Genomic DNA, 13,460 nt, shown 5'->3' with positions numbered 1-13,460 from the left:
AAATTGAAATCCTAAATTCTAAAAAGCCTTATTTTAGTGCTACAACCAACACTAAGTATGAGCAAACAATTGCACGATAATATTTGCGAAGAAAATATTTTTTCTTCCTTATTTAACAAACACGCTAAAGATTTACACAATTTTTTATACTATAAATTTGGCGAATTACTAAACCCCAAAGACAAAGTGCAAGAGGCTTTTATTAAACTTTGGGAAAATTGCGCCAAAGTTTCGCCCGAAAAAGCTAAGAGTTTTGTTTTTACAACTGCCAATAATTTAATGCTTAATGAAGTGGCACACCAAAAAGTGGTTTTAAAACACCAGCAAACTAAACCTAAAACACATACTAATGAGAGTCCTGAATTTTTAATGCAAGAAACTGAATATAATAATAAACTTCAAAAAGCTTTAAGTAATTTAACCGATGCACAACGCGAAGCGTTTATGATGAACCGTGTTGAAGGTAAACGCTTTAAAGAAATTGCTGAAATTTTAGATATCTCGACCAAAGCGGTTGAGAAACGTATTTATGGCGCTTTGGAAAAGTTGAGGAAGGATATTAAGGAGTTGTAGTTAAATGGAAAAAACAATATTTGAAATTACCAAAATGGATTGTCCTTCTGAGGAAAACTTAATCCGGATGAAGTTAGATGGTATTTCTAGTATTAAAAATCTTGAATTTGATATTTCAAACAGAAAATTAACCGTGTTTCATACAGGGCAAATTAACCTAATTGAAAAATTAATAAATGAACTAAACTTAGGCGAAAAAAAACTAATTACTGAACAAACTGAGCAAACCGAGTTTCTAGAAAACTCAAATCAAAAAAAACTGCTTTGGTCAGTTCTTGCTATTAACTTCCTCTTTTTTGTTATAGAAATGACTACGGGTATTATTTCTAAATCAATGGGGCTTGTAGCCGATAGTTTAGATATGCTTGCCGACTCCTTTGTATACGGATTGAGTCTTTTTGCTGTTGGTAAAACAATAACCCGAAAAAAACAAGTTGCAAAACTTGCAGGGTATTTTCAAATAACATTGGCTTTTATTGGGTTTTTAGAAGTTTTAAGACGCTTTTTTGGAACAGAAAAACTTTCAGATTTTTCAACCATGATTGTAGTTTCAATACTAGCCTTAATTGCAAATGGCATTTGCCTTTTATTACTTCAAAAATCTAAAAGCAAAAAAGAAGCACACATGAAAGCGAGTATGATTTTTACTTCAAACGATATCATTATTAATTTAGGCGTTATTTGTGCGGGCCTATTGGTTAATTGGTTTAATTCAAACAAACCCGATTTAATAGTGGGAACCATAGTTTTTGTTTTAGTAATTCAAGGTGCAATAAGAATTTTAAAACTAGGAAAATAAACTATTAATGAAACTTGAATTTAAAAAATTAACCTTTTTTCAATTCAAGGGTAGGAAAAAACAAAACATAACTGTTATATAATTGAATACAAGAAAATGAACAGAGAAGAACTCATATTAAAATGGTTAGATAACAACCTAAATCCTCAAGAACTTGAAGCTTTTAAAAAGCTTGAAGATTATAATGATTTAGTAAAGTTAAATACTAGTTTGCAAGCTTTTAAGGTAGATAATTACGATACTTCTGCAGCATTAGAAAACATATTATCTACTATTAAAAGCAAAAAGCAACAACCTAAGCATTGGTTTAAACCACTTATGCGTGTTGCAGCGATACTGGCTGTTTGTTTTAGTTTATATTATTATACAACTACGTTAGATACTACTATAAAAACAGAGTACGCTCAAAAAACAACCATAGAGCTACCAGATGCTTCAAGTGTTTCCCTCAACGCTAAATCATTGTTAGTATTCAATAAAAAAGATTGGAAAAAAGAACGTAATGTAGAACTTAAAGGTGAAGCTTTTTTTAAAGTTGCCAAAGGATCTTCATTTAATGTTATAACAAAATCAGGAACCGTTACGGTTTATGGTACTCAATTTAATGTAAAACATTGGGACAATTACTTTGAGGTTATTTGCTACGAAGGATTAGTTGGGGTTACGCACAATTCTCTAGAAACGAAATTAAAACCTGGTGACAGTTTTTTAATTATCGATGGGAAAATTATTGCTAAAGAAAAAGAAAACCGCTCAACACCTTCGTGGTTAAATAACGAAAGTACTTTTAAAAGTTTGCCTTACAAAATGGTTATTGCCGAGTTTGAAAGACAATACAATGTTGATATTACATTACTTGGTATCGACTCTACACAATTATTCACAGGTAGTTTTACACACGACAATTTAGATGTGGCATTAAAATCAATTACCCTACCTTTACATGTAACATATAGTAAAACCAACAATACTATAACATTAAAGCGTGAATAAGAAAGAGCTACTTTCTATAATTTTATCACTGTTTTTTTTGAATGTTGCCACCCTAAAAGCACAAACCGTTCAAGAAGAAAAGCAACCACTCGCCAACATTTTAAAACAGCTAGAAGATAAGTTTAATATTAGTTTTTCTTATGCAGATGAAACTATAAAAGACAAAACAAGCAAAATGCCTGATGAAGATTTTTCATTGGAAAAAACTTTAGAATTTCTAAAACAAGAAACCCATCTAGATTTTGAATTGCTAGACAATAGGTTTATTGTAATTAAAAAAGGTAAAGCAGATAAGTCTAACACCTTTAACATACAAAAGCTAAAAGAGGTTATAGTTACCAATTATTTAACCACAGGAATCACTAAGTTAAATGATGGCTCAATTACTATAAAGCCTGAAACATTTGGTATTTTACCAGGTTTAATTGAGCCCGATGTTTTACAAACCATACAGGCGTTACCTGGTGTTTTGAGTGCCGACGAAACGGTATCAAACATCAACGTTCGAGGTGGTACGCACGACCAGAACCTTTTACTTTGGGATGGTATAAAAATGTATCAATCGGGGCATTTCTTTGGGCTCATTTCAGCCTTTAATCCATACATTACAAAACATGTGAATGTATATAAAAATGGTACACGAGCTAAATATGGCGATGGCATTTCCAGTATTATTGACATGCAATTACCCGATGATATTGATAACGAATTTAAAGCCGGATTAGGTTTTAATTTAATTAACGCAGATGGTTATGCTAAAATCCCTCTGTCAAATAAAACAGAATTACAAATATCAACACGCCGTTCTATTACTGACTTAATAAACACCTCAACTTTTGAGCAATATTCAAAGCGTATTTTTCAAGATTCCGATTTTGAAAATGCCAAAAATAGCGGCACATCCATTTCTCAAAATGAGTCTTTTTATTTTTACGATGTTACGGCTAAATTCCTATATGATATCACAAAAAAAGATAAGGTTAGAGTACATTTTTTTAATGTGTTTAACGACTTAAATTATGATGAGCAATCAACAAGTAATAATACAAGTGAAGCTTTAAATAGTGAACTTACCCAACGTAATTCAGCAGTTGGATTAACATATACTAGAGATTGGAATGAAAAGCTTTCAACAACCTCGCAAGTTTATGTTACCAATTACGATTTAGACGCCACTAATTACGATATTTTAAACAATCAGCGTTTAATACAAGAAAATGAAGTTTACGATGGTGCTGTTAAACTAGATATTAATTACACTCATAATCATCAACTAAAATTTAATAGTGGTTATCAATTTACTGAAGTTGGTATTAGCAATTTAGAAGATGTTAATAATCCGGTTTTTAGAAGTTTTATAAGAAACGTTTTAAGAACACATGCTGTTTATGGTGAAGCTGGTTTTTTATCAAATAACGCTAAAACAAAACTTGTTATTGGCACACGTTTAAACCATATACCTAAATTTAATATGTTTTTTGCAGAACCAAGACTCAGCTTCAGCCAACGCTTTTTAAACCATTTTAGATTTGAGGTTTTAGGCGAATTTAAAAGTCAGACCACTTCACAAATCATCGATTTACAAAACGATTTTTTAGGTATTGAAAATCGCCGTTGGGTATTAGCTAATAATAGAACAGAGGTTGAAACCATAAATAGCAAAAACATTTACCCTGTACCAATAGTAAAAAGCAAACAAGCTTCTGCTGGAATTCATTACAGCAAAAACAAATTATTAATTAGTGCCGAAGGTTATATAAAGAAAGTAGATGGTATTACCACCCGAAGTCAAGGTTTTCAAAACCAATATCAGTTTGTAAACGCCATTGGCAGCTATAAAATAAAAGGTATTGATGTTTTACTAAACAAGCAATTTAGTGATATTGTTAGCAGTTGGGTGTCTTATTCCTACAGCACCAATGATTATAAGTTTAACGACTTAAACAATGGTGAAGAATTTCCTAATAATACTGATATACAACACGCCCTAACGTTTGCAAGTACTTACACGTATAACGATGTTAAGTTTGCTATGGGCTTAAATTGGCACTCTGGAAAACCAAGTACAGAACCAAGTGAAACTGATAGTCCTGATGATAATGAGATTACGTACTCAAGTCCAAACAGTACAAATTTAAATGATTACTTACGTTTAGATTGTTCTGCAACTTACGGTTTCGATATTTCTGATACTGCGCGTGCAACTATTGGTGCATCGGTTTGGAATGTACTTAATAAAAGAAATATTTTAAACGCTTACTATACGCTTGATGATAACAATATGGTAAACAAAATTGAAAATGAATCGTTGGGTATAACACCAAATGTAAGTTTTAGGGTGAGTTTTTAAAGTTATTGTATATTTAGGTTTTTAATCAAAACCCTATGGCATACAAAAACACTTCACTACTATTTATCTTTATTTTTTATTGCACTTTCGGACATGCTCAATGGAAATTAATGGACAAAAATGCGACTAGAGAAACTAAAAAACTATTTCATAGCTTAAAGAAAATCCAGAAAAAAGGAACCATTTTTGCTCATCAACATGCTACAGAATACGGTCGTGGTTGGGTTGGTGACGATGACCGCTCAGATGTAAAATCTGTTGTTGGCACACACCCTGGCATGATAGGTGTCGATTTTAAAGATTTTACAGGTAAAGACTCGGAAAAACATAAAATTCGTCTTAAAAAAATTGTTCAAGACGCCTACAATAGAGGTAGCATAATTACTGTCGCTTGGCATTTTTATAATCCTGTTGGCCCTGGTGGGTTTTATTGGCGAGATTCAATTTCTACACCAGTTGTTCGCAGATTAATTCCTAATGGTGATGCTCATGAAAAATACAAAGATATTTTAGATGGTATTGCAGAATGGGCAAATAGTTGTAGAGGTATAAATGGCGAATTAATTCCTATGATTTTTAGACCTTATCATGAGTTTGATGGAGATTGGTTTTGGTGGGGAAAACCACATTGTACTGTTGACGAATTTAAAACTCTATGGAAATTTACTGCCTCATACCTAAGAGATAAAAAAAATGTGCACAATTTTATTTGGGCCTTTTCTCCAGATAACAAATTTAATAATGAAGAGGAATATTTAGAGCGTTACCCAGGTGATGAATGGGTAGATATGGTTGGTATGGATAATTATGCAGATTTAGGAAGAGATCAATATGATTTAGATACTGCACATAAAAAATTAAAAATAGTTTCAGATTACGCCATAAAGAAGAAAAAACTAGCTGCTTTTACTGAAACTGGTTTAGAATCTATACCAAACACAACATGGTGGACAGAAACATTATTAAATCTTATAAAGAGTGACGCGTTGCGTCTATCGTATGTGCTTGTTTGGAGAAATGACAGTAGAAGTGACACACATTATTATGCACCTCATCCTGGGCATGAAAGTGTACCCGATTTTATGAAATTTTATCAAGATAAATTTACTTGGTTTGAAAATGATTTAGCTAAGAAAAACGTCTATAAAAAACGAAAAGGGAAACGATGATGAAGATGAAGCCATCAAAAAGAACTAACTGTTTTAATTAATATTAGCAGACTTAACATTTTCCTGTATTAACCATGGTCTAGCATCTGGTAAATCAGTTGTTATTTTGCAGTTAATAAAATCTACTTTATCCGTATGACGTATAAAAAACCCGTGCGTATTGGTATTACCAAACTTGCTTCCTTCAGGGTATTTCCCATCATATTCCATAACAGTTTGGTTTGTAGCTTCTATTCCGCCTTTTACCTGAAAATTTAAATTCTCAAATGTAACATTTTGTATGTTGTGTCCAGGAATACCAGTAATTATAGAAGGATATTGTTGTGTAAAATCTTTACCAATAATATTCTTAAAATGGATGTTAGATATTGTTCCAATACGTGGTTTTCTATCGGGTACTGTACGTTTTCTATCTGCTAAAAGCATAAAAATAGCTTGCCCAGAATTAGTTATGTTGCAATCTCTAATCAAAATATTATCAATCACAGCACCATCCATAGATTCAATAACCAACGCAGAATTTTGATAAGCGTTTTTTAATGTGAGCCCAGAAACTTCAAAATTCATAAAACTACCTAAACCGTCGGTTCCAAACTTAAAACAATTACCTGCATTTACATTAAGCTTATCAATAATACAATTACGCACTATTACATTTTTACAGCCATATTCACTTCCGCTTTTAAAACAAATACCATCATCTTCAGATTTTATATCGCAATCTTCAATTAATACATTATGGCAATCTACAATATCAATTCCATCACGGTTTGGTGTTAAATTTCCTGTATGAACTTTAATATTTCTAATAGTAACGCTATCCGATTCAATGTAAACCTGTGTCCAACACGCAGGGTCAACCATAGTAATATCTGAAACGGTTATGTTTTTTGAGCCAACAAACGCTAAAATGGATGGTCTATCTTTTTCGGTTCCCAGCTCTTTTACATTCATCCAGGGTTCGTAATCGCCTTGTCCATCAATTTTACCTTTACCTGTTATGGTAACATTTTGCACGTGATTCCCATAAATTAATCGGCGTTGACAATCTTGTAACATACGGTTTGGAAATTTGGTTTCAATCATATGATGCGGATAATCACTTTCAGCATCAGATTGAATTCCCAAAATAGTTGCAGTACTATCAATATTTAAAGTCATATCACTACCCAACAATACTTGTCCGGTTAAAAAAGTTCCTTTTGAAAACAAAACCGTACCACCAGACCCTTTGCAAGCATCAATAGCTTTTTGAATAGCTTGTTGGTCGTTAGTAATACCATCGCCTTTGGCTCCAAAATCGTATACATTAAAAACCTTAGGTTTTTTCTCTGAAGTTGTACATTGAAAGAAAACAGGTAATAAAAAAAGTAAGATATATTTTTTCATAAATTGATTGATTAATTATGATAAAATTCAACAGAACTATATTTTTCTAACTCACCATTGGTACTTATTCTATAAACGTTATTGGGTTCTAGTTGCATATTAAACTCATTATCTTTTTTATACTGAAATGACTTTTCTTTCAAATCTATACCAACAACTTCAATAAAATCTCCTTCTAAATTAGTAACCACTCTTGCACCTTTTGAAAATGTAAATATTTCCTTCCCATTTATTGAGCAAAACACAGTATTTTCTTTAGTGTGCAATGTATAGTCGTTTCCGTTCCAAGTTTGTGTGTAACTATAATCTTCATCATCATCTAAACACGACCAGTAGATTTTATCTTGTGTAATATGAACTCCATAAAACCTAGAAATAAATTCGAGCGATGCTAAAATACTTGGTCCGTAACCATCTGTTGAATCGTTTGTAGTTGCCTTAAAAGGATCAAATTGCTGAGTGAATTTTTGAGATGCTTTTAAAACATTCAAAAACTTCTGTCCAATCATCGTTAATTCTGCAAAATGACCATAATTTTCCAAAGCTCTTAAAGATCTTTGATAGGTTAGACCTTGTGGTTGTCCGCTCCAATTATTTCCGGGAATGTTTTTAAAACTAGGGTCGTTAGCGGCTATGGAAGGTAATGGCATTGGCGTCCAAAATTCTTCAGGGTTCATTAGATGCTGTTTAACAAAACCATCAGCCATTTCTTGATCGAAACTACCCAAATACATGCAACGTAAATTGTTATGCAACAGAATAGGCATGGTTTCATTATTCCTATCCTTGTCATAACACGCTTGCTTATCCACATTCCATAAATAACTTTTAATTTTTGTTTGCACCGCATTAGCTTTTTGTCTCCAAAATGCGTCTTTCCCGTTATTAATTTCTTTTGAAATTAGCGCCAAAACATCTCTACACGAATATGAATAGGACATAACGTCCATAGATTCTATAGGAACGGTCATTTCTATAGTAGAATCATAAAAATCTTCTTTACAATGAATTTTTAACTCCTCTTTTGATAACTTAGAAGCTGCTTCCTTACTCGGTGGAAAATCAAACGCCCAGGCATTTGGGAAATCGTTGAATCTTACACTACCATCTTCACCATTGTCATAAATACACCACGTTTCCAAACAACCGTTATTATCTGAATCTCGAGTTTTCCAGAGATAATTATCAAATTTTTTCAAGGCATGATAAACTTTCTCAAGATAGTCTCGGTCTTTGTTTAACAGATAATACAATTCAAAAGCAGGCATTGCAAAATACAGACCTTGGAATTGCGCATAATTAGGGTCAATAATACCATTTCGTTTATAGATTACTCCAGGAAAACGACCATCTTCCCTTTGGTTATCTGTAAAAATAGTGATGTTGTTTTTTGCAATTTCCAAGTTACGTTTTGCATACATATAGCCACCCATAGGTTGGGTTTCCAACCAAACATTTTTATAGTTGGCACCTTCAATCAACACATTTCTATCGCCGTAATGTGTTATATTTTGTTTAGCTAACTTTTCGGAGCGATTATATAGTTTGATTAGAATTGTATCTGTTGAAGTGAATACAACTTTCGTTTCAGGCAACTTTACACTTTGTGAACAGGCTGAAAATAAAACTACTAAAAATAGTAATACGCAAAAACGCTCTGTATGCAAGCTAATGTTCATTTAAAATATAATTCTAAAAACCTTTATATTCTATAAATATAAGGCATCACTTCATGTAAAAGAAGTTTGAATTATAAATTGTTGAAAAGTGAACAATTATAAATAAAGATTACATACGCTCAGGAACTTGAATTCCTAATAATCCAAAACTATTTTTAATAGTATTTGCAACTACGTTAGAAAGCTGAACTCTAAAAGTTTTCTCATTGTCGTTATCTGCTCCTAAAATGGATACGTTTTGATAGAAGGAATTGAATTCCTTAACCAAATCATAAGTATAATTAGCTATTAAAGCTGGACTATGATTTTCGGCAGCATTTTGAACCACTTCTGGAAATAACTGAATTTGCTTTAGTAATTCTTTTTCTTTAAGATGAAAAGACACTTCGCTTGCACTAAGTGAAATACTATTATCAATAGATGCTTTTCTTAAAATAGATTGAATTCTAGCGTAAGTGTACTGGATAAATGGCCCTGTATTTCCTTGAAAATCTATAGATTCTTTAGGGTCAAATAAAATACGCTTTTTAGGGTCTACTTTTAAAATGTAATATTTTAAAGCTCCCAACCCAATGGTTTTATAAAGGGTTTGTTTTTCTTCTTTTGAATATCCATCAAGTTTGCCTAATTCTTCTGATATTTCTTCGGCTGTTTTAGCCATATCATCAATTAAATCGTCGGCATCAACTACAGTTCCTTCTCTACTTTTCATTTTTCCGCTAGGTAAATCTACCATACCATAACTTAAATGGTATAAGTTTTTTGCCCATTCGAACCCTAGCTTTTTAAGAATTAAAAACAGTACTTGAAAGTGATAATCTTGCTCATTTCCAACAGTATAAACCATACCTCCAACATCTGGAAAATCTTTAATACGTTGTATAGCTGTACCTATATCCTGAGTCATGTAAACCGCAGTACCATCAGCACGTTGAACTATTTTTTTATCTAGACCTTCATCGGTTAAATCACACCAAACAGAACCATCTTCTTCTTTATGAAAAACACCAGATTTTAAACCTTCAGCAACAAACTCTTTTCCTAATAAATACGTGTTACTTTCATAGTAAAGTGTATCAAAATCTACACCTAAATTTTCATAGGTTGTATTAAAACCTTCATATACCCAACCATTCATTTTTTTCCAAAGCGAAACGGTTTCTTCATCTCCAGCTTCCCATTTTAAAAGCATATTTTGAGCTTCCAATAAAATAGGAGCATTTTTTTTAGCTTCAGCTTCGGTTTGTCCTTTTGATATTAAATCCTGAATTTCTTTTTTATATTCTTGATCGAATTTCACATAATAATTCCCAACCAGCTTATCACCTTTCAAACCAGTACTTTCTGGAGTTTCTTCATTTCCAAAAAGTTTCCAAGCCAACATACTTTTACATATGTGAATACCTCTATCGTTTATAATTTGGGTTTTGTAAACTTTTTTACCCGAAGCTTTTAAAATTTCGGCTACACTATACCCTAAAAGATTGTTTCTAATATGTCCTAAGTGTAAAGGTTTATTGGTATTAGGTGAAGAATATTCTACCATAATGGCTTTATCGTCCGCTTTTGGAGAGGCAAAACCATATTCTTTTTCATCTTTAATGTTATTAAAGAAATTAAGATAATAGGAATCGCTAATTTCTATATTTAAAAAGCCTTTTACTACATTAAATGCCTTAACGTCAGTAATTTTTTCAACTAAATAATTACCTATGGCTTCACCAATTTGAACCGGATTACCTTTTATAAAACGTAACATAGGAAAAATAACTACTGTAATATCTCCTGCAAACTCTTTTCTAGTCGCCTGAAATTCTACAGTTTCTAATTCTATATTAAAGCTTGTTTTTACAGCTTGTTTTACATGATTTGATAAAGTATCCTGAAGGTTCATTTTCTTTTGGTGTTATAAGCTCGCAAAGATAGCAAGTTTTTTATGTTTTTTCAGTAATTATAAACATTGCTTAACAATCTTAATTCCATATACAGAAAGCTATTAAATATATTAGAACTAATACAATTCTGTTATTTATAAGTATGCCCAAAAAATCATTTAAAATCAACGTGCATTTCATCGACAAAAGCGCTCTTTTTCTATGATTTTTACCGTTCATCTATTCGTCGATTATTTGGTCTATTTTTACACATCATTTCATCTAATTTATTAGCATTAAAACGCAGAAATTAGATTTTAATGGTGCTTTTTTCAACTTTTGTTAGGTAAAGCTATTAATTCATCCATTAATTTGGAGAAATTTTAAAAACTAACAACGAATTACAACTTAATAGAGTATTCTTATTTTCCCTCAAATTTAAGACCCATTTACCTACTTTATTAACTGTTGTAATTTTAATGTTTGTATGAGGAGAATAATTACTATAGTTATCGGTTTATCGGTATTCATTGGTTTTTCACAAACCAATGACATAGATAGTCTCGCTATAGAACTAGCTTTTCAAGAACAAGACTCCTTAAAAGTAGAAACTTCATTAAAACTTGTTCAATCACTTTTAGATACGCAGGAATACGATAGGGCGCTTAAGTATGTTATAGAAAGTGAAAAACTATCCAATACTTTAAACTACAAAAAAGGCATTGCAGAAATAACTTACTATAAAGCTTTAATATATGCGCACAAAAATGATTATATAAATGCTATAAGTGGTTATAACAAATCCAAAAGATTATTTAATACATTAAAAGATACACTTGGCGTTGCTAAAGTTAATAACAGCATTGGATTAATTGAAATTAAACGTGGCAATTTTACTAAAGGTTTACAGTTTTCTCTGGCGGCAATTAATGAGTTAGAAAAAAGAAATTTGGTAAACGAGCTAAATTTAGCTTACAGTAACTTAGCCAACGCTTATTATAATATAAAAGCTTACGATAAAGCCATAGAATACTATATCAAAGCTTTAGAAGTTCAAGAACGACTTAATGATACTTCTAGTATTAACGAATCTAATAGTAAATTAGCTGAACTTTACTCTTTTAAAAAAGAGCACAGAAAAGCTATTCAATATTTTGAAAAAGTCTTAGCAAGCAGTGAATCTGATAATGATTCAATTCGCGGACATATATACCCAAAATTAGGTGGTCAGTATTTAGAATTTAACGATTATAGCAAAGCCTCTGGATATTTAGTACAAGGTTATAATATTAATATACGCAATGATAATAAAGCAGACTTATTAATAACTTTAAATAATCTGGGAGATTTAAACATACAACAAAACAGGTTAGTATTGGCTGAAAAACAACTACTTGAAGCCGGGGAAATTGCCAAAAATATTGACAATAAAACAGAGTTACTTAAGCATTATAAATTAATGAAGACTTTAGACTCTACAAGAAGACGATTTGATAAAGCTTTTGTATGGCAACGTGAATACTATGAATTAAATAATGCTCTAAAAAGAAATGACGTTACTGTTAACACAAATAACATAGAACCTCAACTGCTTGAATTAGATCCTAATTTTGATAAGCCCGATGTAACTTCAAATACCGCACAATTAACGAATACATCTATCTCTGAAACGGATGAAAGGTATAATAAATTTAAATTAATTTTTTATGCTTTACTCGCTGCACTTGCCATTGTATCTACATTTTTAATTTTAATATATTTAAAACGTAACAGCAATATAAAATACATGCAAGAGCTTGAAGAAAAAAACATTAAAATAGAATTACAAAACGAAGCATTTTTAGAACAAACCAAACATTTGGAAAATGTAAACAATGTAAAAGACAAACTCTTCTCTATAGTATCTCACGATCTAAAAGATTCACTTTCCTCTATTAATGGCTTTATAGATTTACTAAAAGATGGTTCTTTATCTAGAGAAGAGTTTGATAATTTAATTCCAGAGTTAAGCGAAAATGCTAATAACGCCTCTTTATTACTTTTTAATTTACTTAACTGGTCTAAGTCTCAAATGCAATCGTTAGAACCTAAACCTACATTATTTGATGTACAAGAAGTTTTTGAAGAAAAAATAAACCTTATAGAACAACGTATAGAAAGCAAAGGCATCACTTTGGTTGATCACTCTTTAAGAGATTTTGCCTATGCAGACCGAAGTATGTTCGAGATTGTAATTCAAAATCTGCTCGCCAATGCTTTAAAATTTAGCAAAAATGGGGACACCATTACTATTTCTAATCATATTAGTAATGGTAGTTGTATAATAAGTATTTCAGATACTGGTATTGGTATATCTAAACAGAATATTGAGAAATTATTTAAAAACACTTCTTTTACAACTGTTGGTACAAACAACGAAAAAGGTACTGGTTTAGGACTATCTATTTGTAAAGAATTAGTTGAGCTTAATAATGGTAAAATTTGGGTAGAAAGCACGCAAGGTGTTGGTAGTACATTTTATGTGCAATTACCAAAATCTAAACCAGCATAATTTTTTGATCGTTACCCATATAGCGGGCTATTCGTTTCAATCTTTTGAAAAAAGGATTTATACTACTATCCCTAAGGCAAAAT

At 31.5% G+C, this 13,460-nt stretch carries 9 protein-coding genes; 6 read left to right on the top strand and 3 right to left on the bottom strand.

Annotated elements, in window-relative coordinates:
• Window positions 1–57 precede the first annotated feature (57 nt).
• The 5 genes from MBM09_RS04625 (at window position 58) to MBM09_RS04605 (ending at window position 5,884) form a co-directional block, all read left to right on the top strand.
• Complete coding sequence (locus tag MBM09_RS04625; RefSeq protein ID WP_238675679.1) at window positions 58–573, top strand: RNA polymerase sigma factor; 516 nt, start codon at window positions 58–60, stop codon at window positions 571–573.
• 4 nt (window positions 574–577) lie between these two features.
• Window positions 578–1,372 carry a cation transporter gene (locus MBM09_RS04620; protein WP_238675678.1) on the top strand — a complete coding sequence of 265 codons (795 nt, stop codon included), beginning with the start codon at window positions 578–580 and terminating at the stop codon, window positions 1,370–1,372.
• A 96-nt stretch (window positions 1,373–1,468) separates the two neighbouring features.
• Entirely contained in the window at window positions 1,469–2,365 is an 897-nt protein-coding gene (locus MBM09_RS04615; RefSeq protein ID WP_238675677.1) for a FecR family protein, read from the top strand.
• Entirely contained in the window at window positions 2,358–4,715 is a 2,358-nt protein-coding gene (locus tag MBM09_RS04610) for a TonB-dependent receptor plug domain-containing protein (protein WP_238675676.1), read from the top strand. Before MBM09_RS04615 ends, MBM09_RS04610 begins: the two co-directional genes overlap by 8 nt.
• A gap of 35 nt (window positions 4,716–4,750) precedes the next feature.
• Window positions 4,751–5,884 carry a glycoside hydrolase family 26 protein gene (locus MBM09_RS04605; RefSeq protein ID WP_238675675.1) on the top strand — a complete coding sequence of 378 codons (1,134 nt, stop codon included), beginning with the start codon at window positions 4,751–4,753 and terminating at the stop codon, window positions 5,882–5,884.
• 33 nt (window positions 5,885–5,917) lie between these two features.
• Here MBM09_RS04605 and MBM09_RS04600 read toward each other — a convergent pair whose 3' ends face one another.
• From MBM09_RS04600 to argS, 3 genes are all read right to left on the bottom strand, one after another.
• The gene (locus MBM09_RS04600) at window positions 5,918–7,273 is read right to left on the bottom strand and encodes a glycoside hydrolase family 28 protein (protein ID WP_238675674.1); all 1,356 of its coding nucleotides are present in this window, start codon (window positions 7,271–7,273) and stop codon (window positions 5,918–5,920) included.
• An 11-nt stretch (window positions 7,274–7,284) separates the two neighbouring features.
• Window positions 7,285–8,952, bottom strand: a complete 1,668-nt coding sequence (locus MBM09_RS04595; protein ID WP_238675673.1) for a trehalase family glycosidase — start codon at window positions 8,950–8,952, stop codon at window positions 7,285–7,287.
• Between the two features lie 109 nt (window positions 8,953–9,061).
• Window positions 9,062–10,846, bottom strand: coding sequence for an arginine--tRNA ligase (argS, locus tag MBM09_RS04590; protein ID WP_238675672.1), 1,785 nt, complete (start codon window positions 10,844–10,846; stop codon window positions 9,062–9,064).
• Between the two features lie 467 nt (window positions 10,847–11,313).
• Between argS and MBM09_RS04585 the strand changes: the two genes are divergently transcribed.
• Window positions 11,314–13,377: an ATP-binding protein gene (locus MBM09_RS04585; protein ID WP_238675671.1), complete on the top strand. Its 2,064-nt coding sequence runs from the start codon at window positions 11,314–11,316 to the stop codon at window positions 13,375–13,377.
• Window positions 13,378–13,460 lie beyond the last annotated feature (83 nt).

The sequence above is a fragment of the Flaviramulus sp. BrNp1-15 genome, assembly GCF_022259695.1.
Classification (GTDB): Bacteria; Bacteroidota; Bacteroidia; order Flavobacteriales; family Flavobacteriaceae; genus BrNp1-15.
Note: the sequence above shows the minus strand (reverse complement) of the source record. Positions and strands in the feature narration are given on the sequence as shown.

Excerpts from the sequence above, each read along its gene's own strand:
- MBM09_RS04625 (WP_238675679.1), top strand. The coding sequence starts at position 58 with ATGAGCAAACAATTGCACGATAATATTTGCGAAGAAAATATTTTTTCT.
- MBM09_RS04620 (WP_238675678.1), top strand. The coding sequence starts at position 578 with ATGGAAAAAACAATATTTGAAATTACCAAAATGGATTGTCCTTCTGAG.
- MBM09_RS04615 (WP_238675677.1), top strand. The coding sequence starts at position 1,469 with ATGAACAGAGAAGAACTCATATTAAAATGGTTAGATAACAACCTAAAT.
- MBM09_RS04605 (WP_238675675.1), top strand. The coding sequence starts at position 4,751 with ATGGCATACAAAAACACTTCACTACTATTTATCTTTATTTTTTATTGC.
- MBM09_RS04600 (WP_238675674.1), bottom strand. The coding sequence starts at position 7,273 with ATGAAAAAATATATCTTACTTTTTTTATTACCTGTTTTCTTTCAATGT.
- MBM09_RS04595 (WP_238675673.1), bottom strand. The coding sequence starts at position 8,952 with ATGAACATTAGCTTGCATACAGAGCGTTTTTGCGTATTACTATTTTTA.
- argS (WP_238675672.1), bottom strand. The coding sequence starts at position 10,846 with ATGAACCTTCAGGATACTTTATCAAATCATGTAAAACAAGCTGTAAAA.
- MBM09_RS04585 (WP_238675671.1), top strand. The coding sequence starts at position 11,314 with ATGAGGAGAATAATTACTATAGTTATCGGTTTATCGGTATTCATTGGT.